Consider the following 22,160-nt stretch of genomic DNA (forward strand, 5'->3'; position numbering starts at 1 on the left):
GAGGAGCTCCGTGGCCAACCGCACCCTCCCGGCGGGGCGCTACTTCGGCGCGTTCGCGCTGATCGTCGCCCTGCTCTACGGGCTGGTGTTCTTCACCGGGGACACCCGCACGCCGCAGCTCGGGCTCGACCTGCGCGGCGGCACCACGGTGACCCTGACCGCGCGCACCCCCGACGGTCAGGCGCCGGCCCAGGAGGACCTGGAGCTGGCCCGCCGGATCATCGAGCAGCGCGTCAACGGCCTCGGCGTCGCCGAGGCCGAGGTGGTCACCGAGGGCGACAGCAACATCGTCATCTCCGTCCCCGGTGACGACGGCGAGCAGGCCCGTGAGCTCGGCGCCACCGCGCAGCTCCGCTTCCGCCCGGTGGTCCAGGGCCCCGCCCCCGCCGTCCCGGCCGAGGAGGGCACCGGCACCGAGGAGGGCACCGGCACCGAGGAGGGTGCCGACGCCGAGACCGCCGACGGCGGCGCGGCCGGCGACGACGCCGAGGCGCCCGCCGAGGACCCGGCGACCGGGGACGGCGCGGTCGCGGACCCGTCCCTGCCCGACCCGGACGCGCCCGCCGTGACCCAGGAGGAGGCGGCGGCCGAGTTCGCCACCCTCACCTGCGAGGCGGAGAACGTCACCGGCGAGGTGACCCGGCCCCAGGACTTCGTGGCCGCCTGCAGCGAGGACGGCGCGGTCAAGTACCTGCTCGGCCCCACGATCATCGAGGGCACGCAGATCGACGACGCCACCGCGGGGACCGAGCCGGGGACCGGCGAGTGGGTCGTGCTGCTGGACTTCCAGGCCCAGGGCCTGGACACGTGGGCCGCCTACACCACGGCCAACGTCGGCTCGCCGGTCGCCTTCACGCTCGACGGGCGGGTCATCTCCGCGCCGACGATCAACAGCGCGATCACGACCAACCCGACGACGATCACCGGTCAGTTCGACCAGGAGTCGGCCACCGAGCTGGCCAACCAGCTCCGCTACGGCGCCCTGCCGCTGACCTTCACCCAGGCGACGGCGCAGTCGATCTCCACCGAGCTCGGCGAGGAGCAGCTCGAGGCCGGGCTGATCGCCGGGGCCATCGGCATCGCCCTGGTCTTCGTGTACGCGCTGTTCTACTACCGGCTGCTCGGCCTGGTGATGATCGCCAGCCTCGTGCTCTCGGCGGTGGTGGTCTACGCCTGCCTGATCCTGCTGGGCCGCGAGATCGGGTTCACCCTGAGCCTCGCCGGCATCGCCGGGTTCATCGTCTCGATCGGCATCACCGCCGACTCCTTCGTCGTCTACTTCGAGCGGCTCAAGGACGAGATCCGGGAAGGCCGCTCGCTGCGGTCCGCCGTCCCGCGGGCCTGGGTCCGCGCGCGGCGCACCATCCTGTCGGCGGACGCGGTCAGCTTCCTGGCCGCGGCGATCCTCTACCTGCTGGCGATCGGCGACGTGAAGGGCTTCGCCTTCACCCTCGGCATGTCCACCGTGCTGGACCTCGTCGTCGTCTTCCTCTTCACCCACCCGCTCATGGCCGTGCTCTCGCGGCTGAAGGGCTTCGGCCGGAACCGCTTCTCCGGGCTCGGACGGGTGGAGCACACCCGCCGCCCCGCCGCGAGCGCCCCGGCCGGGGAACTCGTCGGCGCCGCCGCGGGCGGTCGCCAGGACAGGAGCACCTCATGACCCGCCCGACGGACCCGGCGGAGCGGACGCCCGCGGACGAGCCGGTGGGCACCGGTGAGGAGGCGCTCGCGGACGCCGGGCTGCCCCAGGACCCGGCCGACGACGACGTCGCCGCGGCCCCGGCCCCGCGAGCCGGGCGCGCGGGGCTCGCGCACCGGCTCTACAACGGCGAGGCGGGCCTCGACGTGGTCGGCCGCAGCCGGCTGATCTACAAGATCACCGCGATCGTGGTGCTGCTGTGCATCGCCTCGATGGTGTTCCGGGGCTTCAACTTCGGCATCGACTTCGCCGGCGGCAACAGCTTCCGGCTGCCCGGCACCCAGGAGCAGCTGCAGGAGGCGCGCGCCGCGGCCGAGGACGCCGGGGCGGAGGTGGCGACGGCGCAGATCGTGGGCGGGGACACCCTGCTGATCCGCACCGCGCAGCTGGACAACGAGACCGAGCGCGCCGTGGTGGAGGGGCTGGCCGAGGTCGCCGGCATCACCCCCGCCGAGGTCAGCCCCGAGTCGGTCAGCGCCGAGTGGGGCCAGGACATCACCGACCAGGCGCTCGTCGCGCTGGCGGTCTTCCTGGTCGCGGTCGTGCTCTTCCTGGCCGTGCGATTCCAGCCGAAGATGGCGGTCGGCGCCATGGCCGCGCTGGTGCACGACATCGTGATCACCGCCGGGGTCTACTCCCTGGTGGGCTTCGAGGTGACGCCGTCGACGGTCATCGGCTTCCTGACCATCCTCGGCTTCTCCCTCTACGACACCGTGGTGGTGTTCGACAAGGTCGACGAGAACACCCGCGACCTGGAGCGCAGTGCGCGCATGACCTGGGGCGAGGCGGCGAACCTGGCCGTCAACCAGACCCTGATGCGCTCGATCAACACCTCGGTCATCGCCCTGCTGCCGGTCGCGGGCCTGCTCTTCGTCGGGGCCGGGCTGCTCGGCGTCGGCACCCTCAAGGACCTCGCCCTCGTGCTCTTCGTGGGCCTGGCCGCCGGCACCTACTCCTCGATCGTGCTGGCCACGCCGATCGTCGCGGACCTCAAGGAGCGGGAGCCCGAGGTCCAGGCGCTGCGCCGCCGCGTGCTGGCCCGGCGGTCCTCGGCCGCCCGGACCGGTGGCACGGCCGCGCCGACCGGCCCGGTGGCCAGCGCCCGCCGTCGCCGGAGCCCCAGTGCGGTCGCCACCGCGGAGCTGCCCGGCACCGTGACCGCGGACGTCGTGGTGGAGTCGCCGTCCTCGGTGCGCCCGGACGCCCCGCGGGGCGCCACCGCTGCGCCGCGCCCGGGCGCCCGCCCGCAGCGCCCCGGCGCCAGCCGGCCGTCGGGCAAGCGGCGCCGGTGAGCGCAGCACCCGCGGAGCAGCCGCTCGACGAGCTCATCGCCTCGCTCACCGTCGACGTCCCGGACCACCCCGAGCCGGGAATCGTCTTCCGGGACCTGACGCCGGTCTTCGCCGACGGCCCCGCCTTCCGCCGGATGGTCGACGGGCTGGCGTCCCCGGGGGTGTCGGACCCGCGGACGGCCGCGCTCACCGCCCGGCGCTCCGGCGAGCGGCCGTTCGACGTCGTCGCCGGGGTGGAGGCGCGCGGGTTCCTGCTCGCCGCCGCGGTGGCGCTGGACGCCGGCGTCGGCGTGGTGCCCGTCCGCAAGGCCGGGAAGCTGCCGCGCGAGCGGGTCTCGGCCGACTACACCCTGGAGTACGGCACCGCGACCCTGGAGCTGCACGCGGACTCCATCCGGCCCGGGCAGCGGGTCCTGGTCGTCGACGACGTGCTCGCCACCGGGGGCACGCTGGGCGCCGCCGTCGCGCTGGTCGAGCAGCTCGGCGGGGTGGTGTCGGCGATCTCGGTGGTCGTGGAGCTCGCCGCGCTGGGGGGCCGGCAGCTGCTGGCGCCGCACACGGTGCACGCCCTCTGGACCACCTGAGCGGGGGAGATCCCGGTCGCGCTCCCGACGCCGGCGGGCGTCGTCCCGCTAGCATGGTGAGGGTCCCCCCTCTGCCAGCCGCAGGAGCAGCCGTGGCCTCCGAAGTAGCCGCCGACGCGGCTGCCGCGCGGGCCGGGGCAGCCGCCGGTGGAGCGGTCACCGACGCCGTGGCCGAGGCGCCGGTGCGCAGCCCGCTCCCCGAGCGGCCCGCGGTGCGCCGGCCCGAGGACGTGGGGGCCGATCCGCCCGACGTCGAGCCCGGGACCCCCCGCCGCCGCGTCCGCGACCGCCTCGCCCGGCGCATCGTCGCCGGCCAGCGCAGCGGCCTGGTCCGCCCGGTCCTGGAGCCGCTCGCCGCCCTCCACCGGCAGAGCCACCCCAAGGCCGACCTGGTGCTCCTGCAGCGGGCCTACGACGTCGCCGAGGCCGCGCACAGCAGCCAGAAGCGCAAGAGCGGCGATCCCTACATCACCCACCCGCTCGCCGTCGCCACGATCCTCGCCGGGCTCGGCATGGACACCACGACGCTGATCGCGGCGCTGCTGCACGACACCGTCGAGGACACCGGCGTCACCCTCGAGACGATCACCACCGACTTCGGCTCGGAGGTCGCCCACCTCGTCGACGGCGTCACCAAGATCGACAAGGTGAAGCTGGGTGACGCCGCCCAGGCCGAGACGATCCGCAAGATGATCGTCGCGATGTCCCGCGATCCGCGGGTGCTGGTCATCAAGCTGGCCGACCGGCTGCACAACATGCGCACGCTGCGCTTCCTCCCGCCCGAGAAGCAGGAGAAGAAGGCCCGCGAGACGCTCGAGATCCTCGCCCCGCTCGCCCACCGGCTGGGCATGAACACCATCAAGTGGGAGCTCGAGGACCTCGCCTTCGCCACGCTGTACCCCAAGCGCTACGACGAGATCGTCCGCCTGGTCGCCGAGCGCGCGCCGTCCCGCGACACCTACCTGGCCGAGGTCACCGCGTCGGTCACCGAGCAGCTGCGGGCGGCGAAGATCGAGGCCGTCGTCACCGGCCGGCCGAAGCACTACTACTCGATCTACCAGAAGATGATCGTCCGCGGCCGGGACTTCACCGACATCTGGGACCTCGTCGGCATCCGCATCCTGGTCGACTCGGTGCGCGACTGCTACGCGGCGCTGGGCATCATGCACGCCCACTGGCAGCCGGTGCCCGGTCGCTTCAAGGACTTCGTGGCGATGCCGAAGTTCAACATGTACCAGTCGCTGCACACGACGGTCATCGGGCCGCAGGGCAAGCCGGTCGAGCTGCAGATCCGCACCCACGACATGCACCGCACCGCCGAGTACGGCATCGCGGCGCACTGGAAGTACAAGGAGAAGGCGCGCGCCGGCGGGAAGCCCGCGGCCGGGGAGAGCGGCGCGCCGCCGAAGGCCGGCTCGGCCGACGACATGCTGTGGCTGCGCCAGCTGCTGGACTGGCAGCGGGAGGCGCAGGAGCCCGGGGAGTTCCTCGAGACCCTGCGCTACGACCTCGGTCCGCAGGAGGTCTTCGTCTTCACGCCCAAGGGCGACGTGGTGAGCCTGCCGGGGGAGTCCACGCCCGTCGACTTCGCCTTCGCGGTGCACACCGAGGTCGGCTACCGCACCATCGGCGCCCGGGTCAACGGCTCGCTGGTCTCCCTGGACAGCAAGCTCTCCAACGGCGACGTCGTCGAGATCTTCACCTCCAAGTCGCCGACGGCGGGCCCGTCGAAGGACTGGCTGACCTTCGTCGGCTCCTCCCGCGCCCGGACCAAGATCCGCCAGTGGTTCACCAAGGAGCGGCGCGAGGACGCCGTCGACGCCGGCAAGGAAGCCCTGACCCGGGCGATGCGCAAGGCCGGCCTGCCGCTGCAGCGGCTGCTCGGCGGCGAGGCGCTGTCCACCCTGGCCAAGGACCTGCGGTTCGCCGACGTCACCGCGCTCTACGCGGCGGTGGGGGAGCACCAGCTCTCGGCCGCCTCGGTGGTCGAGAAGCTCATGGTGGCCCTGGGTGGCAGCGAGGGCGCGGCGGAGGACATCGCCGAGACCGCCATCCCGACCCGCCGGCCGTCGACGCGGCGCACGGCCCGCGGCGACCCGGGGATCATCGTCCACGGCATGACCGACGTCTGGGCCAAGCTCGCCAAGTGCTGCACCCCGGTGCCCGGCGACGAGATCCTGGGCTTCGTCACCCGCGGCGGGGGCGTCAGCGTGCACCGCACCGACTGCACCAACGCCGGTGACCTGCGGAGCAAGCCTGAACGTCTGGTAGAGGTGGAGTGGGCGTCGTCCCCGGGGTCGGTGTTCCTGGTGGCCATCCAGGTGGAGGCCCTCGACCGGCACCGCCTGCTGTCGGACGTGACCAAGGCGCTGGCCGACGAGCGGGTCAACATCCTCTCGGCGTCGGTGCAGACCAGCCGCGACCGCGTGGCGATCAGCCGGTTCACCTTCGAGCTCGCCGACCCCGCGCACCTGGGCGCGGTGCTGCAGACGGTGCGCAACGTCGAGGGCGTCTTCGACGTCGAGCGCGTCACCGCCTAGAAGGACCCCGCTGCCCCCGCGCCTCGCACGCTCGGCGCGGGCCCCTGCAGCGGGGCCGGTCCGGCGGGTCGCCGTCAGCCCACGCAGCTGGCCGCGTAGGAGCCGGCTCCGAGCTCCTCCACCGCGCCCGGCCTCCGGGGATGCCATCCCAGCTCCTCGCGGGCGCGGGCGCCGGTGGCCGACTGGCTCAACGCGAGCGCGTCGGCGAAGGCCGCCCCCAGGACGTCCCGAGCGTCTTCCACGGGCCAGGACTCGGCGGATCCGTCGAGGCCGGCGGCCCGTGCAGCCGCGGCAGCCAACTCGCGCACCGGGACCGCCTCCTCGGCGACCCCGTGGAAGAGGCGCCCCGCGGGAGCCTGCTCCAGCACCAGCAGGAACAGCTCCGCCAGGTCGTCGACGTGCACCATCGGCCACCGCGTGTCGGCGCTGCCGACGAAACGCCCGGCGCCGTGGTCCCGCGCTGTGCTTACGAGGAGCCCGGGGATGCCACCGCCGCGGCCGTGCGCAATCGCCGGACGGACGACGAGGCCGCGGACGTCGGTCTCGACAGCGTCGAGGACCAGTCGCTCGATCACGGGCCGGTGAGCGACCAGCTCGATGGCGTCGAGGGGGCTGTCCTCGTCGGCCGGGTCGGTGCCGGTCGCCCCCAGCACCCAGAGGCCGCTGGTGTAGAGGAAGGTGCGGCCGGTTCCGCGCAGGGGGAGGAGCAGGGCCTCGACCGCGGCGATGTCCGCGGCGGCGACCCCCGTCGGCGGGGCGACGTGGACGACGGCGTCGATGTCGGGCGCGACCACGGCCGACAGGCCCTCGGGCTCTGCCAGGTCACCCACGACGGTGCCCACCGACGCGATCGCCGGCGGCTCGTCGACCCCCGGGCGGGTCAGCGCGACCACCTCGTGCCCGGCACCCACCAGCCGTTCGACGAGGACCGAGCCGATGTAACCGGTGGCCCCCAGTACGAGCACCTTCACGACGTTCTCCCCTCGTAGTGGACTACAGTCCGTTTCATGGGTGAGGACGTTAGCGGACCAGGGTCCGGTTTGTCGACGGGGTTGGTCCGCATCGCGGGGGAGCGGCCGGTCACCGAGCGCGCGGACGCCGCGCGCAACCGGCTCCGCATCCTCGCTGCGGCCGAGGGGCTCTTCGCCGAGCGGGGCGTCCCCGGCGTGACGATGGACGACATCGCGGCCGAGGCCGGCGTGGGCAAGGGCACGCTCTACCGCCGGTTCACCGACAAGGGCGGGCTGGCCGCAGCGCTCCTCGACGAGCGGGGCCGCCAGTTCCAGGAGGCCATCCTCGGCGGGCCGCCACCGCTGGGTCCGGGCGCCCCTGCCGTCGATCGCCTGGTGGCCTTCGTGACCGGCTACCTGGAGTTCCAGGTGCGCCACCTCGACCTGGTCCTGCTCTCGGAGACGTCGACTCCCGGATCACGTCTGCGCAAGGGCTCGTACGGGTTCTGGCGGCAGCACTGTGCGGTGCTGCTGCGCGCGAGCGGAGCCGCGGACCCCCTGGAGCGGGCGGAGTTGCTCCTCGCCGGGCTGTCCGCCGAGCAGGTGCACCACTGGACGCGTGTGGAGGAACGCCCGGCCGCCGCCCTGGGTGCGGCCCTGTCCCGGCTCGCGCGAAGCGTCGCCGGCGCGGACCGTTGACCACGCCGGGGCCCGACGCGCCGTCGTGGGCGACAGCCACCTGTCGGGTGGGTGCCCCGCCCTAGCCGACGACGGCCATGTCCTCGATCGTCACCGGGATGTTCGGGGTGCCGTCGCCGGGGCCCTCGGCGCCCTGGACCCCGCCCGCCGCGACCGCGTCGAGCACACCGAGACCGGCCTCGTCGATCCGGCCGACCACCGTGTACTCCGGCGGCAGCTCGGTGTCGACGAAGGTCAGGAAGAACTGGCCGCCCGTGCTGTTCGGCGCGGCGGTCTTGGCCATGGCGACGGTCCCGCGGGGGTAGGTCGTGTCCGGCGTGACCTCCTCGGCGTACTTGTACGTCGGGCCGCCGGAGCCGGTGCCGGTCGGGTCGCCGCACTGCAGCAGGCCGAAGGTGTCGGCGTCGACCAGCCGGTGGCACGGGGTGCCGTCGTAGAAGCCCTGCTCGGTGAGGTACACGAAGCTGGCCGCGGCGCACGGGGCCTGCGCCCGGTCCAGCGTGAGGGTCAGGTCGCCCTGGTCGGTGCTCATCAGCACGGTGGCGGTGCCCTGGGTGGGCGTGGCCTCCGGGTTCGGTGGCGTGCCGACGTCGGTGAGGTTGGTGTTCCCCGACTCGTCGGGCAGGTACTCGCAGGTGACCGTGCCGTCGGCGTTGGTGGTGCGCGCGGCCGAGGACGTGGCCGCCGGCGTCGTCGGCTCGGCCGCGAGGTCGTCGCTCTCGTCGTCGCCGCCGAACACGTCGGTGAGCAGCAGGGCGGCCCCGACGACCACGACGAGGGCGAGCGCGGTGAGCAGCAGCCCGAGGTTCCGGCGGCGCTTCTTCGCCTGCTCGGCGCGGCGCTCCAACTGGCGCTGCAGGTGACGCTGCGCGGCTTCCCGGCGCTGCTTGTTCGTGGGCACGGGGGCGGACTCCTCGGGCGGGCGGGGCGTACGTGGGCGGCCGCGACGGCGGGCGGGCGCGCTGGTCGGGGTGCGAGTCTAGGTGGCGGGGCTGGCCGATCCCTGGCAGCGCCGGGTGCGGCGGGGGCCCCCGCGTAACCTGCACGGGTGCTCATCCGCTCGTTCCCCGCCGGCGCCTTCGGCACCAACTGCTACGCCGTCGCCTCCGGGCCGCGGCAGGAGTGCGTCGTCGTCGACCCGGGCATGGACGCCGTCGAGCCGCTGGCCCGGATGCTGGCCGAGGACGGGCTCAAGCCCGTGGCCGTCGTGCTGACCCACGGCCACCTGGACCACACCTTCTCGGTGCTGCCGGTCTGCGACGGCTACGACATCCCCGCCTACCTCCACCCGGACGACTTCGGGATGCTCAGCGACCCCGCCCGCTGGCACGGCCCTGCGCTGGCGCCGCTGATCACCGGCGTCCGGCTGCCCGACCCCTCCGAGGTGCGGGCGCTCGACGACGGCGCCGTCCTCTCGCTGGCCGGCGTCGACCTGACCGTGCGGCACGCGCCGGGGCACACCCAGGGCTCGGTCATGTTCTCCGTCGACCTCGGCGAGGCGCCGGGGCTGCTGGCCGGCGACGTGCTCTTCGCCGGGTCGGTGGGGCGGGTGGACCTGCCCGGCGGGTCGTGGGAGGACATGCTGCGCTCGCTCCGCGACGTCGTGCTGCCGCTGGACGACGAGACCGTCGTCCTGCCCGGCCACGGCCCGGCGACGACGATCGGCCGCGAGCGGGCGACCAACCCCTACCTGGCCGAGGCCGCACAGGCGCCGAGGGGACGAGGGCTCTGATGACCGGCCTCACCGCCCCGAAGGGCGCCTTCGACACGCTGCCGCCGGACTCCGCGCGCTTCCTCGCCGTCCGCGACACGCTGACGGCCCCGCTCCGGCGGGCGGGCTACGGGTACGTCGAGACGCCGGTGTTCGAGCACACCGAGGTCTTCTCCCGGGGCGTGGGCGAGTCGACCGACGTCGTCACGAAGGAGATGTACACCTTCACCGACCGCGGCGGCCGCTCGCTGACGCTGCGCCCCGAGCTCACCGCCGGGCTGATGCGCGCGTTCATCGAGCACCGGCTGCACGGCGGTGCGCTGCCGGCGAAGCTCTGGACCGTCGGCACCGCGTTCCGCTACGAGCGCCCGCAGGCCGGTCGTTACCGGCACTTCACCCAGGTCGACATGGAGGCCCTCGGCGTCGACGACCCGGCGCTGGACGCCGAGGTGGTGGCGCTGGGCGTGCAGGGCTTCCGCGACCTGGGGCTCACCGACTTCGAGCTGCTGCTGACCTCGCTGGGCGACGCGACCTGCCGCCCGCAGTACCGCGAGCTGCTGGTCGCCTTCCTGGAGAAGCTGGACCTCGACGCGGAGACGCGGCGCCGGGCGGCGATCAACCCGCTGCGGGTGCTCGACGACAAGCGTCCCGAGGTGCAGGCGCAGCTCGGCGACGCCCCGCTGATGGTCGACCACCTCTCGGACTCCACGAAGGCCCACTACGACGCCGTCCGCCAGCACCTCACCGACCTCGGCGTGAGCTGGACGGAGGCGCCGCGGCTGGTGCGCGGGCTGGACTACTACACGAAGACGACGTTCGAGTTCGTGCACTCCGGGCTCGGCGCGCAGTCGGCCATCGGCGGGGGCGGGCGCTACGACGGGCTGTCGGCGGCGCTGGGCGGGCCGGACGTCTCCGGCATCGGCTACGCCGTCGGGGTGGACCGGACGCTGCTGGCGGTGCAGGCCGAGGGGCTGGACATCGGCGCGACGGCCGGCGTGCAGGCCTTCGTCGTCCCGCTCGGGGCCGAGGCGAAGCGGGTGGCGGTCCGGCTGGTCGGGCAGCTGCGCCAGGCGGGGGTCGCGGCGGACACCGTGTACGGCGACCGCGGGCTCAAGGGCGCCATGAAGGCCGCCGACCGCTCCGGCGCGACGCACGTCGTCGTCGTGGGGGAGCGGGACCTGGCCGAGGGCGTCGGCCAGCTGAAGGACATGCGCACCGGCGAGCAGCGGCCCGTCCCCGTGGCCGAGCTGTTCGAGACGGTGCGTGCGAGTGTGGGGGAGTGAGTACTTCGATGGAGCAGCGACCGCTCGGGAAGACCGGCGCCGAGGTCGGCGTGATCGGGTTGGGCACCTGGCAGCTCGGCGGCGACTGGGGTGACGTCGACGAGGACACCGCCACCGACGTCCTGGACGCCGCGCTCGACGCGGGGGTGACCCTGCTCGACACCGCCGACGTCTACGGCGACGGCCGCTCCGAGGAGCGGATCCGCAAGGCGCTCGCCCCCCGGGCCGACCGGCCGTTCGTGGCCACCAAGGCCGGCCGCCGCGCCGACCCGTTCGAGGCGGCGCAGTACACACCGGAGAACCTGCGCGCCTGGGTCGACCGCTCGCGCCGCAACCTCGGGGTCGACACCCTCGACCTGGTGCAGCTGCACTGCCCGCCGACCGCCGTCTACTCCGACCAGCGCGTGTACGACACGCTCGACGCACTCGTCGCCGACGGCTCGATCGCGGCCTACGGCGTCTCGGTGGAGACGGTGCAGGAGGGGCTCACCGCGCTGCAGCACGAGGGCGTCGCCACCATCCAGGTCATCCTCAACATCTTCCGGCGCAAGCCGCTGGAGGAGCTGCTGCCCGCCGCTGCCGCCGCCGGGGTGGGCGTCCTCGCCCGCGTGCCGCTGGCCAGCGGGCTGCTCACCGGCAAGTACGACGAGTCGACGACGTTCCCCGCCGACGACCACCGGAACTTCAACCGCAACGGCGAGGCCTTCGACGTCGGGGAGACCTTCGCCGGCGTGCCGTTCGACGTCGGCGTCGCGGCGGCCCGCGAGGTCGCCCAGATCGCCGGCGACGCCGTGCCCACCGCCGCCTTCGCGCTGCGCTGGGTCATCGACCAGCCCGGCGTCACCACCGTGATCCCGGGGGCGCGCAACGTCACCCAGGTGCGGGGCAACGTCGCGGCCGCCACCATGGCGCCGCTCTCCGACGCGCAGCTCGCCGACCTCGAGCGGCTGTACGACGAGCGCATCCGCGCCCACGTGCACGACCGCTGGTAACCGCTCCACCGCTCCCTCCACCCACCCGAAGGAATCCTCCGTGCTCCGCACCCACGACGCCGGAACGCTGCGCGCGTCCGACGCCGGCACCACCGTCACCCTCGCCGGCTGGGTCGCCCGCCGCCGCGACCACGGCGGGGTGGTCTTCCTCGACCTGCGCGACGCCTCCGGGTACGTGCAGGTCGTCGTCCGCGAGGAGGAGGCCCACCACCTGCGCAACGAGTACTGCGTGCTCGTCACCGGCGAGGTGCGGCGCCGCCCGGAGGGCAACGAGAACCCCGAGCTGCCCACCGGTGAGGTCGAGGTGGCGACCTCCGAGCTGCGGGTGCTGTCGACCGCTGCGCCGCTGCCGTTCCCGATCGAGACCGACCAGGCGGCGTCGGACGACGTCCGGTACCGGTACCGCTACCTCGACCTGCGCCGCCAGGGCCCGGCCAGGGCGATGCGGCTGCGCTCGGAGATCAGCCGCATCGCCCGCGGGGTGATGGCCGGGCACGGGTTCACCGAGGTCGAGACGCCGAACCTGACCCGCTCCACCCCCGAGGGCGCGCGCGACTTCCTGGTGCCGGTGCGGCTGCAGCAGGGCAAGTGGTACGCCCTCCCGCAGTCGCCGCAGCTGTTCAAGCAGCTGCTGATGATCGGCGGCCTGGAGCGCTACTACCAGATCGCCCGCTGCTTCCGGGACGAGGACTTCCGCGCCGACCGGCAGCCGGAGTTCACCCAGCTGGACTTCGAGATGAGCTTCGTCGAGCGGGACGACGTGCTGGCGATCGCGGAGGACGTCGTCCGGGCGCTGTGGCGGGAGCTGGCGTCCTACGACATCCCCGAGATCCCGCGGATGACCTACCGCGAGGCGATGGACCGCTTCGGCTCGGACAAGCCCGACCTGCGCTTCGGCATCGAGCTCACCGAGCTGACCTCCTACTTCGCCGGGACGCCGTTCCGCGTCTTCCAGGCGCCCTACGTCGGCGCCGTCGTCATGCCCGGTGGCGGCTCGCAGCCGCGGCGGGCGTTCGACGCGTGGCAGGACTGGGCGAAGTCGCGCGGCGCCCGCGGGCTGGCGTACGTGACGATCGCCGAGGACGGCACCCTGGGCGGGCCGGTCGCCAAGAACATCTCCGACGCCGAGCGCGCGGGGCTGGTCGAGGCCGTCGGGGCGAAGCCGGGTGACTGCGTCTTCTTCGCCGCCGGCGCCCGCCGCTCCTCGCAGGAGCTGCTCGGGGCGGCGCGGAACGAGATCGCCAAGCGGCTGGAGCTGATCGAGCCGGGCTCCTGGTCGTTCCTGTTCGTCGTCGACTTCCCGATGTTCGAGGAGACCGAGGACGGCGACTGGACCTTCATGCACCACCCCTTCACCTCGCCCACCCCCGAGTGGCGCGACCGGTTCGCCGAGGACAAGGGCGCGGCGCTGTCCGACGCCTACGACATGGTGATCAACGGCAACGAGGTGATGAGCGGTTCGGTGCGCATCCACGACGCCGAGCTGCAGGAGCGGGTGTTCGAGACCCTCGGCATGTCCCGCGAGGAGGCCCGCGAGCGGTTCGGCTTCTTCCTGGAGGCGTTCGCCTACGGGCCGCCGCCGCACGCGGGCGCCGCGCTCGGCTGGGACCGGCTCTCGGCGCTGCTGTCGGGGGTGGACTCGATCCGCGAGGTCATCGCCTTCCCGAAGACGGGCGCCGGGTTCGACCCGCTGACCGGCGCGCCGACACCGATCACCGAGGCGCAGCGCAAGGAGGCGGGGATCGACGCGAAGCCGGAGGAGCCGCCGCTGCCCGGCGAGCCCGGCGCCCCGGGCCCGTCCGACCCCACGAAGTAGCCGACCGGCCCGGGGCGGTGGGCCGTCCCGGCTCCTCGGGCGATGGAACCCGACGACGCCTACCGTCAGTCGGCCACCTCGGGCGGCCAGACGACCCGGAAGCGCTCGAAGACCACCTCGAGGTCGTCGGACCAGCTCCGGCCGCGCCGGGGAAGGGTGCGCCGGAAGTAGCGGTCGTGCTCGCGCAGCCAGCTGTCCCGCGTCCGGTCGCCCTCGCCCTCGTCCCGGGCGAAGGCGTCGTCCACGCTGCGCAGCGGGCCCAGCCGCAGCTCCGTCGTCCGGAGGACGCAGCGCGGCGCCCCGCTGCCGTCGCAGGCGATCCAGTGCCCGCCGATGCGCGGCAGCGGCTGGTCGTCGTCGAGGAAGTCCACGACCAGTGCCGCCGTCGCGCGCTTGGTGCCGGCCAGCACCAGGCCGATCAGCTCGTCGGCCAGCGGCGGGTTGTCCCCGAACCGCTCGACCGGGGGCTGGTCACCGGGCGGGACGGGCTCGCCCCGCCCCTCGACGTAGGCCGACCACATGGCGCGGGCCTCGTCGTGGCGGAGCGGTTCCGGTGACTCGGCGCTCATCGTGGCCTCTCGGTAGCGTCCGGGGCATGCCGCTGCGTGCCCGCACCCTGCTCGGTCCCGGTCCGTCCAACCCCTACCCGGAGGCCATGGTCGCCCTCGGGCAGCCGCTGCTCGGCCACCTGGACCCGCTCTTCCTGCAGATCCTGGACGAGACATCCGACCGCCTGCGACAGGTGTTCGGCACGGCGAACCGCCGCACGCTCCCGCTGTCGGCCACCGGCTCGGCGGGGATGGAGGCCGCCTTCGTCAACACCGTGGGCCCGGGCGACGTCGTCGTCGTCGCGGTGAACGGCCTGTTCGGGCAGCGGATGACCGACGTCGCCGCCCGGTGCGGGGCCGAGGTCGTCGCGGTCGACCACGAGTGGGGGCAGCCGGTCGACGCCGAGCGCGTCCTGGCGGCGCACCCGTCGCCGAAGCTCATCGCGGCCGTGCACGCCGAGACCTCCACCGGGGTCCGCTCGGACCTCGAGCCGCTGGCCGCCGGCAAGGGTGACGCGCTCCTGCTGGCCGACTGCGTCACCTCGCTGGGCGGCATCCCGGTGCGGCTGGACGAGTGGGGTGTGGACCTGGCGTACGCAGGCTCGCAGAAGTGCCTGGGCGTGCCGCCGGGGCTGGCCCCGTTCACCATCTCCGACCGGGCCTGGGAGCGGCGGGTCGAGAGGCCGCAGAGCTGGTACCTCGACCTCGGGATGCTCGGTGGCTACGCGGGTGAGGCCGCCGGGTCGGGCGGGCGCACGTACCACCACACCGCGCCGACCGGCATGGTCGTGTCGCTGCACGCCGGGCTCGGCCGGATCCTCGACGAGGGGCTCGACGCCGTGCACGCGCGGCACGCCGAGGCGGGCCGGCTGCTGCACGAGGGGCTGGCCGAGCTGGGTCTGGAGCTCTTCGCCGCCGAGGGCCACCGGCTGCCGGAGCTGACGACGGTGAAGGTGCCCGAGGGCGTCGACCCGGCTGCCGTCCGCAAGGAGCTGCTGGAGCGGTACGACCTGGAGATCGGCGGGGGAGTGGGTGCCTACGCCTCGACCGTCTGGCGGATCGGCCTCATGGGGCCCAACGCCGCTCCCGACCGGGTCGCGCTCGTGGTCGCGGCGCTGCGGGACGTCCTCGGCCGCTGATGGCTCGCCTGCGGTTGATCATCGCCATCTGGCTGGCCCTGGCGGCGCGTCGGCCGGCCACCTGCCGATGATCAACCGCGAGGGTCCCGCCAGCCGCGGCTGAGCAACGCCCGACGGGTGCGGTCGAGCACCACGGACGGGGTCCGCAGGTGCCGCCGGGCGAACCTCAGGACGAGCCAGCCGTCGGCCGCCATGAGCGAGTAGCGGTCGATGTCGCGGTCGAACTGGTCGCCCTCTGCGTGCTGCCTGCCCTCGTACTCCAGCGCGACCTTCCACTCCTCGTAGCCCAGGTCGGCGTGCGTCACGGCCCGACCCCGCCGGTCGTGCACCGGCGCCTGTGGTACCGGTGTCGGGAGGTGGCTCACCGCCAGCCGGTACCGGATGACGCTCTCCGGGTGAGACATGGCCAGCGGCGACAGCAGAGGCGCGCACTCCCGCGCGCGGACGACGCCGCGCACCCGGGCCGCCCGTGCCAGGCGTCGCGCCAGGGAGACCGGGTCGAGGTGGCCGGGCCCGCATGAGCGCGTCACCGACCGCGACCAGGTCCCACGGCCGCAGCGTCTCGGCGAGGTCGAGGTAGGTCTGCGCACCGGAGGTGAGGCGCAGACCCAGGTGCTGGACGACGTCCTCGGCCAGCAGCCGGCGCGCGTGCGTCACGAACTCAGCTCGCTGCGGGAGGACCCGTCGCGGGGTCAGGACGATGTGCGCCCGGCGTGGTGTGTCGACGGGCGCGCCAAGGAGTGCGGCGGCGGTCCCGTGACTGAAGGCCGCGTCCGCGGGGAGCACGCGGGCGAGCAGCTGCAGCCGCTCGGCCTCGTCGACGGCGTCGTCCAGCCGGGCGGTGAAACCGTGTGCGAGTCGCACGAAGGAGGGGCCACGGAGGCGAGCGCGGGTGAGACCGGCCGCCCGCGCCTCGCTCGTCGTCCAGGTCGGGGGGAGGGACATGCCGCCGACGCTGGTCGCCCTCGTGGCGCCGGCCGAGGCGTCGCAGGGATCTGTGGATCGCCACGGGTGCTGTGGATGCGGCCACCGCGCCTTGACCTTCGTCATCCGGCTGGCCGACACGCCGGTCGGGCCGACCGGATGACGATGATCAACGAGGAGAAGGGGGAGAGGGCGAGGGTCAGGCGGCGTCGAGCCGGGCCAGCTGCTCGGGGGAGAGGGCGACCTCGGCGGCGGCCGCCGAGTCGACTACGGACTGCACCCGCGACGCGCCCGGGATCGGGACGACGGCGTCGCTCTGGGCGAGGTGCCAGGCCAGCGTGACCTGGTACACCGACACCCCCAGCTCGTCGGCCACCTCCGCGAACGCGGGCGCGGTCGAGCCCAGCGACCCCGCGGCGGAGACGCCGCCGAACGGGCTCCACGGCAGGAAGGCCAGGCCGTGGCCCGCGCAGTGGGCCAGCTCGTCGGCGGAGAAGCGCCAGCCCGGCGAGAACTGGTTCTGCACGCTCACCAGCGCGTCGCCGACGATCGACCGGGCAACGTCGATCTGCGCGATGTCGGCGTTGGAGATGCCCACCATGCGCACCAGCCCGTCGTCGGCCAGCTGCCGGAGCGCCCCCATCGACTCCTCCCAGGGCGTCGCCGGGTCGGGCCGGTGGAACTGGTAGAGCCCGATGGCGTCCACGCCGAGGCGCCGCAGCGAGTCCTCGCAGGCCCGCCGCAGGTAGGCCGGTGTCCCGTCGAGCTCCCAGTCGGTGCCGCGGCGGGTGTGCCCGCCCTTGGTCGCCACGAGCACCGAGGAGGTGTCGCCCCCGAAGCCGGCCAGCGCCCGCGCGACCAGCGTCTCGTTGTGCCCGAACTCCGCCTCGTCTCGGGCGTAGGCGTCGGCGGTGTCGATCAGCGTCATGCCGGCGTCGAGCGCGGCGTGCACGACGGCGACGGCGTCCTCCTCCGACGGGCGCCCGTCCTTGGTGGACAGGGGCATCGCGCCCAGCCCGATGGCGCCCACGGTCACGTCCCCGATGCGTCGCTGCTCCATGGGGCTGTCGTGCCCCGCGGGTAGCGTTCCGACTCGTGAGTTCGCTGTTCGACCCGTCCCCGGACGACGCCGGCGCGCCGGTCGTCGACCCGGGCGCGCCGCTGGCGGTGCGCATGCGCCCGCGCTCGCTGGACGAGGTGGTCGGGCAGCAGCACCTCCTGGGCGACCGCGCGCCGCTGCGCCGCCTGGTCGAGTCCGACGAGCCGATGTCGCTGGTCCTGTACGGCCCGCCCGGCACCGGCAAGACCACCCTCGCGCACGTCATCTCGCTGGCCACCAAGCGCCAGTTCGTCCAGCTGTCGGCGCTGGACTCCGGGGTGAAGGAGGTGCGGGCGGTCATCCAGAGCGCCAAGCGGGAGCTCACCTACGCCGGCCGCCGCACCGTGCTGTTCATCGACGAGGTGCACCGCTTCTCCAAGACCCAGCAGGACAGCCTGCTGTCGGCGGTCGAGGACCGGATCGTCAGCCTGATCGCCGCGACCACCGAGAACCCGTTCTTCTCCGTGGTGAGCCCGCTGCTGTCCCGCAGCCTGGTGCTGGCGCTGCAGCCGCTCACCGACGACGACGTCCGCCGGCTGCTGCACCGGGCGCTCACCAGCGAGCGGGGCCTCGACGGCGCGGTCACGCTGACCCCCGAGGCGGAGGAGCACCTGGTCCGCATCGCCGGCGGCGACGGCCGCAAGGCGCTGACCGCCCTCGAGTCCGGCGCCGGTGCCGCCCGGGCGGTGGGCGCCACCGAGATCGACCTCGCCACGCTGGAGACGGCGGTCGCTCAGGCAGCGGTCCGCTACGACCGGCAGGGCGACCAGCACTACGACGTCGCCAGCGCCCTGATCAAGAGCATCCGCGGCAGCGACGTCGACGCGGCCGTGCACTACCTGGCCCGGATGGTCGAGGCGGGGGAGGACCCGCGCTTCATCGCCCGGCGCCTGGTGATCAGCGCCAGCGAGGACATCGGCATGGCCGACCCCACCGCCCTGACCACGGCGGTGGCCGCCATGCAGGCGGTGCAGTTCATCGGCATGCCGGAGGGCCACTTCCCGCTCGCCCAGGCCGTCGTCCACCTGGCCACCGCGCCGAAGTCGAACGCGGTGACGGTGGCGATCGGGGAGTCGGTGGCCGACGTCCGCGCGGGGCTGGCCGGGCCCGTGCCCCCCGGGCTGCGGGACGCGCACTACGCGGGGGCGAAGAAGCTCGGCCACGGGAAGACCTACTCCTACCCCCACGCCCACCCGGACGGCATCGTGGCCCAGCAGTACCCGCCCGACGCGCTGGTGGGCAGGGACTACTACCGCCCGACCAACCGCGGCGTCGAGGCCCGGCTGGGGGAGCGGCTGGCGAAGCTGCGCGCGATCCTGCGCCGCACGCGTTGAGCCCACGGCGGGGCACGGACGGCTCGGCGGGCCCGCGACTAGTGTGACGACGCCGGAACGTCGCCCCCGGCGCCCCACCCCCTCAGAACAGGAGCACGCGTGTCCGCAGGAGAGATCGCCGGGCTGATCGCAGCCGGGGCCCTGGTGCTGCTGGTGGTGCTCGTGGCCGTCCCGCTGCTGAAGCTCGGCCGCACGCTCGACGAGACCACCCTGACCATCCGCCAGGTCCGCGAGCAGAGCGCGCCGATCCTCGGCCAGGCCAGCACCACGGTCGCGCACGTGAACAGCAACCTGGAGCGCGTCGACGACATCACCGGCAACGCCGCCAACGTCTCCAGCAACGTCGCCGCGCTCACCAGCGTCGTCGCCGCCACCCTGGGCAGCCCGCTGATCAAGGTCGCCGCGTTCAGCTACGGCGTCCGCAGCGCCGCGAAGAAGAAGCGGGAGGGCCAGGCGATCGCCGAGGCCGCCCGCCGCGACAAGGACGCGCGCCGTGCGCGCCGGGCCGCCCGGCGGGCCGCCTGATGCGCCGGCTGTTCTGGCTCGCGATGGGGATCACCATCGGGGCGCTCGTCGTCCGCAAGCTCTCCGCCGCCGCCGAGAAGATGACGCCGGCCGGCATCGGGGCCTCGATCGCCGAGGGGCTGCGCGACCTCGCCGACGCGATCGGTGACTTCGGCGCCGACGTCCGCGAGGCCATGAGCGAGCGGGAGCAGGAGCTGCGCGCCGGCACGGGGCTCGACGCTCCGCTACCGGACCCGTCCCAGGTCGAGCTCCCGGCCCGCCGCGGCGGCGCGCACGCCGCCGACCTCTGACCCACCGGCCCGCTCCGCACGCGCAGCGGGCCCCGCAGAACTGAGTTGAGATGCAGACCGCCGAGATCCGCCGCCGCTTCCTCGAGCACTTCGCCCAGCGCGGGCACACCGTCGTCCCCAGCGCCTCGCTGGTGTCGCCCGACCCCTCGCTGCTGTTCACGGTCGCCGGCATGGTGCCGTTCATCCCGTACCTGACCGGCCGCGAGCCCGCCCCCTTCCCGCGGGCCACCAGCGTGCAGAAGTGCGTGCGCACCCTCGACATCGAGGAGGTGGGCAAGACCACCCGCCACGGCACGTTCTTCCAGATGAACGGCAACTTCTCCTTCGGCGACTACTTCAAGGAAGGAGCCATCGAGCACGCCTGGGAGCTGATCACCGGGCGGCTCGAGGACGGCGGGCTCGGCTTCGACCCCGACCGCATCTGGGTGACGGTCTACCTCGACGACGACGAGGCCGCCGAGGCCTGGCGCCGCATCGCGGGCCTGCCGGTCGAGCGCATCCAGCGGCTGGGCAAGAAGGACAACTACTGGCACACCGGGGCGGCCGGCCCGGGCGGCCCCTGCTCGGAGATCTACTTCGACCGCGGCCCGCAGTTCGGCCCGGACGGCGGGCCGCTGGTCGACACCGCGGGCGACCGGTTCCTGGAGATCTGGAACCTCGTCTTCATGCAGTACGAGCTCGCCGACGTCCGCAGCAAGGAGGAGTTCACGGTCCTCGGCGAGCTGCCGAAGAAGAACATCGACACCGGCATGGGCCTGGAGCGGGTGGCCTTCCTGCTGCAGGGCGTCGACAACATGTACGAGATCGACGAGGTCGCGCCGGTGCTGCGCCGGGCCGCCGAGCTGTCGGGCGTCACCTACGGCAAGGACGTCGAGGCCGACGTCCGGCTGCGGGTCGTGGCCGACCACGTGCGCAGCGGGCTGATGCTCATCGGCGACGGCGTGACCCCGGGCAACGAGGGGCGCGGGTACATCCTCCGCCGGCTGCTGCGCCGCGCCGTCCGCTCCATGAAGCTGCTCGGCGTCGACGAGGCGACCCTGCCCGAGCTCCTGCCGGTGTCCAAGGACGCCATGAAGGCCAGCTACCCCGAGCTGGAGACGGACTTCGCGCGGATCTCGGCGGTGGCCTACGCCGAGGAGGAGGCGTTCCGCCGCACCCTCGCCTCCGGGACGGCGCTGTTCGACACCGCCGTGACGCAGGCGAAGAAGGCGGGCACCCCGACGCTGTCGGGGCAGCAGGCGTTCTCCCTGCACGACACCTACGGCTTCCCGATCGACGTCACCCTCGAGATGGCCGCCGAGCAGGGCGTCACCGTCGACGAGGAGGGGTTCCGCGCGCTCATGAAGGAGCAGCGCGACCGCGCCCGGGCCGACGCCCGCGCCAAGCGCACCGGGTCGGTCGACGTCCTGGCCTACCGCCGGCTGCTCGCCGAGCACGGGCCGACCGACTGGCGGGCCTACGAGGCGTTGCGCACCGACTCCCGCGTGCTCGGCATCGTCGCCGAGGGCGAGGACGAGGGTGCGCGCCCCGCCGGGCCGGGCGAGATCACCCGGGTCGTGCTGGACCGCACGCCGTTCTACGCCGAGTCGGGCGGCCAGGTGGCCGACGCCGGCATCCTCACCTGGGACGGCGGCCGGGCCGAGGTGATCGACGTCCAGCGACCGGTCAAGGGTCTGGTGGCCCACCAGGTGCGGGTGCTCGAAGGGGAGCTGCGCGCCGGCGCCGAGCTGACCGCCGAGGTCGACCGCGAGTGGCGGCTCTCGGCCTGCCAGGCGCACTCGGGCACCCACGTGGTCCACGCCGCGCTGCGCCAGGTGCTGGGCCCGCAGGCGCTGCAGTCCGGCTCCTACAACCGGCCGGGCTACCTGCGGCTGGACTTCGCCTGGCAGGGTGCGCTCACCCCCCAGCAGCGCAGCGACATCGAGGACGTCGCCAACGCCGCCGTCCGCGCCGACCACAAGGTCACCGCCCAGTACATGACGCTGCCCGAGGCGCAGGCGTTGGGCGCGCTGGCGCTGTTCGGCGAGACCTACGGCGAACAGGTGCGGGTCGTGGAGATCGGCGGCCCGTGGTCCCGGGAGCTCTGCGGTGGCACCCACGTGCGCGGCAGCGCCCAGATCGGCACGCTCGCGCTCACCGGTGAGTCCTCGGTCGGCTCGGGCTCGCGCCGGGTCGAGGCCGTCGTCGGGCTGGAGGGTTTCCGCTACCTGGCGCGCGAGCGGGACCTGGTGCGCCAGCTGGCCGAGATCCTCAAGTCGCCGCAGGACGGCCTCGTCGAGCGGGTGAGCGGCATGGTCTCCCGCATGCGCGACCTGGACCGGGAGCTCGCCGACCTGCGCGCGCAGCAGGCGCTGGCGGCCGCCGGTGAGCTGGCCGCGTCGGCCCGTGACGTCGGTGGCGTCGCCGTCGTCACCGGCTCGCCGGCCGGCCTCGGCGGGGGTGATCTGCGCACCCTGGCGCTCGACGTCCGCGGCCGGCTGGGCGCCGATCGGGCGGCGGTCGTGCTGCTGGCGTCGGAGTCCGGTGGCAAGGTGGCGCTGGTGGCGGCACTGAACCCGGCCGCGGTCACCCGGGGGCTGTCGGCCGACGACGTCCTCAAGGCGGCCTCGGCTCCCGTCGGTGGCCGCGGAGGCGGCAAGTCCGACGTCGCCCAGGGGGGCGGAACCGACCCCGCGGGTATCCCCGCGGCACTGCAGGCCGGCGAGCAGGCGGTCGCGACCGCCACGGGAAGGTGA

The 22,160-nt window shown here is 74.0% G+C and carries 19 protein-coding genes; 14 read left to right on the top strand and 5 right to left on the bottom strand.

Annotation, left to right across the window (positions count from 1 at the left end):
- The first annotated feature begins 10 nt into the window (after positions 1 to 10).
- The 4 genes from secD (at position 11) to ACI792_RS07005 (ending at position 6,115) form a co-directional block, all read left to right on the top strand.
- On the top strand, positions 11 to 1,660 hold the full coding sequence (gene secD / locus ACI792_RS06990) for a protein translocase subunit SecD (RefSeq protein WP_456601963.1): 1,650 nt from the start codon (positions 11 to 13) through the stop codon (positions 1,658 to 1,660).
- Positions 1,657 to 2,991, top strand: coding sequence for a protein translocase subunit SecF (gene secF / locus ACI792_RS06995; protein WP_456601964.1), 1,335 nt, complete (start codon positions 1,657 to 1,659; stop codon positions 2,989 to 2,991). Before secD ends, secF begins: the two co-directional genes overlap by 4 nt.
- Positions 2,988 to 3,575, top strand: a complete 588-nt coding sequence (locus tag ACI792_RS07000) for an adenine phosphoribosyltransferase (RefSeq protein WP_456601965.1) — start codon at positions 2,988 to 2,990, stop codon at positions 3,573 to 3,575. Before secF ends, ACI792_RS07000 begins: the two co-directional genes overlap by 4 nt.
- Positions 3,576 to 3,667: 92 nt before the next feature.
- Entirely contained in the window at positions 3,668 to 6,115 is a 2,448-nt protein-coding gene (locus ACI792_RS07005; RefSeq protein ID WP_456601966.1) for a RelA/SpoT family protein, read from the top strand.
- 74 nt (positions 6,116 to 6,189) lie between these two features.
- Here the strand turns inward: ACI792_RS07005 and ACI792_RS07010 are convergent, their stop codons facing one another.
- Positions 6,190 to 7,086: an NAD-dependent epimerase/dehydratase family protein gene (locus ACI792_RS07010; RefSeq protein ID WP_456601967.1), complete on the bottom strand. Its 897-nt coding sequence runs from the start codon at positions 7,084 to 7,086 to the stop codon at positions 6,190 to 6,192.
- A gap of 36 nt (positions 7,087 to 7,122) precedes the next feature.
- Here ACI792_RS07010 and ACI792_RS07015 point away from each other — a divergent pair, with 36 nt between their 5' ends.
- Entirely contained in the window at positions 7,123 to 7,764 is a 642-nt protein-coding gene (locus tag ACI792_RS07015; RefSeq protein WP_456601968.1) for a TetR/AcrR family transcriptional regulator, read from the top strand.
- A 61-nt stretch (positions 7,765 to 7,825) separates the two neighbouring features.
- Here ACI792_RS07015 and ACI792_RS07020 read toward each other — a convergent pair whose 3' ends face one another.
- Positions 7,826 to 8,665: a peptidylprolyl isomerase gene (locus ACI792_RS07020; protein ID WP_456601969.1), complete on the bottom strand. Its 840-nt coding sequence runs from the start codon at positions 8,663 to 8,665 to the stop codon at positions 7,826 to 7,828.
- Between the two features lie 147 nt (positions 8,666 to 8,812).
- On the opposite strand from ACI792_RS07020, the gene ACI792_RS07025 reads away from it, so the two are divergent.
- Genes ACI792_RS07025 through aspS form a run of 4 tightly spaced genes read left to right on the top strand, consistent with a single transcriptional unit; the run spans position 8,813 to position 13,566 of the window.
- On the top strand, positions 8,813 to 9,496 hold the full coding sequence (locus ACI792_RS07025; protein WP_456601970.1) for an MBL fold metallo-hydrolase: 684 nt from the start codon (positions 8,813 to 8,815) through the stop codon (positions 9,494 to 9,496).
- A complete protein-coding gene (gene hisS, locus ACI792_RS07030; protein ID WP_456601971.1) occupies positions 9,496 to 10,758 on the top strand; it encodes a histidine--tRNA ligase in 1,263 nt (420 codons plus the stop codon). Before ACI792_RS07025 ends, hisS begins: the two co-directional genes overlap by 1 nt.
- Before the next feature lie 8 nt (positions 10,759 to 10,766).
- A complete protein-coding gene (locus ACI792_RS07035; RefSeq protein WP_456582212.1) occupies positions 10,767 to 11,750 on the top strand; it encodes an aldo/keto reductase in 984 nt (327 codons plus the stop codon).
- A 40-nt stretch (positions 11,751 to 11,790) separates the two neighbouring features.
- Positions 11,791 to 13,566 (top strand): aspartate--tRNA ligase, encoded by a 1,776-nt coding sequence (aspS, locus tag ACI792_RS07040; RefSeq protein WP_456601972.1) that lies wholly within the window; start codon positions 11,791 to 11,793, stop codon positions 13,564 to 13,566.
- 65 nt (positions 13,567 to 13,631) lie between these two features.
- Here aspS and ACI792_RS07045 read toward each other — a convergent pair whose 3' ends face one another.
- Positions 13,632 to 14,135, bottom strand: a complete 504-nt coding sequence (locus ACI792_RS07045; RefSeq protein WP_456601973.1) for an ASCH domain-containing protein — start codon at positions 14,133 to 14,135, stop codon at positions 13,632 to 13,634.
- Positions 14,136 to 14,161: 26 nt separating this feature from the next.
- Here ACI792_RS07045 and ACI792_RS07050 point away from each other — a divergent pair, with 26 nt between their 5' ends.
- A complete protein-coding gene (locus tag ACI792_RS07050) occupies positions 14,162 to 15,253 on the top strand; it encodes a pyridoxal-phosphate-dependent aminotransferase family protein (RefSeq protein WP_456601974.1) in 1,092 nt (363 codons plus the stop codon).
- 71 nt (positions 15,254 to 15,324) lie between these two features.
- On the opposite strand, the gene ACI792_RS07055 is transcribed toward ACI792_RS07050, so the two are convergent.
- Together ACI792_RS07055 and ACI792_RS07060 are read right to left on the bottom strand one after the other, a co-directional pair.
- Positions 15,325 to 15,558, bottom strand: coding sequence for a DUF559 domain-containing protein (locus tag ACI792_RS07055; protein WP_456601975.1), 234 nt, complete (start codon positions 15,556 to 15,558; stop codon positions 15,325 to 15,327).
- Positions 15,559 to 16,376: 818 nt separating this feature from the next.
- A complete protein-coding gene (locus tag ACI792_RS07060) occupies positions 16,377 to 17,237 on the bottom strand; it encodes an aldo/keto reductase (protein ID WP_456601976.1) in 861 nt (286 codons plus the stop codon).
- A 35-nt stretch (positions 17,238 to 17,272) separates the two neighbouring features.
- Here ACI792_RS07060 and ACI792_RS07065 point away from each other — a divergent pair, with 35 nt between their 5' ends.
- The 4 genes from ACI792_RS07065 (at position 17,273) to alaS (ending at position 22,160) form a co-directional block, all read left to right on the top strand.
- A complete protein-coding gene (locus ACI792_RS07065; RefSeq protein WP_456582218.1) occupies positions 17,273 to 18,610 on the top strand; it encodes a replication-associated recombination protein A in 1,338 nt (445 codons plus the stop codon).
- 99 nt (positions 18,611 to 18,709) lie between these two features.
- Positions 18,710 to 19,135 carry a DUF948 domain-containing protein gene (locus ACI792_RS07070; protein ID WP_456582219.1) on the top strand — a complete coding sequence of 142 codons (426 nt, stop codon included), beginning with the start codon at positions 18,710 to 18,712 and terminating at the stop codon, positions 19,133 to 19,135.
- A complete protein-coding gene (locus ACI792_RS07075) occupies positions 19,135 to 19,425 on the top strand; it encodes a hypothetical protein (RefSeq protein ID WP_091931173.1) in 291 nt (96 codons plus the stop codon). The genes ACI792_RS07070 and ACI792_RS07075 overlap by 1 nt, the downstream gene beginning before the upstream one ends.
- A 50-nt stretch (positions 19,426 to 19,475) precedes the next feature.
- Positions 19,476 to 22,160, top strand: coding sequence for an alanine--tRNA ligase (alaS, locus tag ACI792_RS07080; protein WP_456601977.1), 2,685 nt, complete (start codon positions 19,476 to 19,478; stop codon positions 22,158 to 22,160).

This window comes from Blastococcus sp. SYSU DS0669 (genome assembly GCF_054050895.1).

Excerpts from the sequence above, each read along its gene's own strand:
- ACI792_RS07060 (WP_456601976.1), bottom strand. The coding sequence starts at position 17,237 with ATGGAGCAGCGACGCATCGGGGACGTGACCGTGGGCGCCATCGGGCTG.
- ACI792_RS07015 (WP_456601968.1), top strand. The coding sequence starts at position 7,123 with ATGGGTGAGGACGTTAGCGGACCAGGGTCCGGTTTGTCGACGGGGTTG.
- ACI792_RS07075 (WP_091931173.1), top strand. The coding sequence starts at position 19,135 with ATGCGCCGGCTGTTCTGGCTCGCGATGGGGATCACCATCGGGGCGCTC.
- alaS (WP_456601977.1), top strand. The coding sequence starts at position 19,476 with ATGCAGACCGCCGAGATCCGCCGCCGCTTCCTCGAGCACTTCGCCCAG.
- secF (WP_456601964.1), top strand. The coding sequence starts at position 1,657 with ATGACCCGCCCGACGGACCCGGCGGAGCGGACGCCCGCGGACGAGCCG.
- ACI792_RS07045 (WP_456601973.1), bottom strand. The coding sequence starts at position 14,135 with ATGAGCGCCGAGTCACCGGAACCGCTCCGCCACGACGAGGCCCGCGCC.
- ACI792_RS07050 (WP_456601974.1), top strand. The coding sequence starts at position 14,162 with ATGCCGCTGCGTGCCCGCACCCTGCTCGGTCCCGGTCCGTCCAACCCC.
- hisS (WP_456601971.1), top strand. The coding sequence starts at position 9,496 with ATGACCGGCCTCACCGCCCCGAAGGGCGCCTTCGACACGCTGCCGCCG.
- ACI792_RS07035 (WP_456582212.1), top strand. The coding sequence starts at position 10,767 with ATGGAGCAGCGACCGCTCGGGAAGACCGGCGCCGAGGTCGGCGTGATC.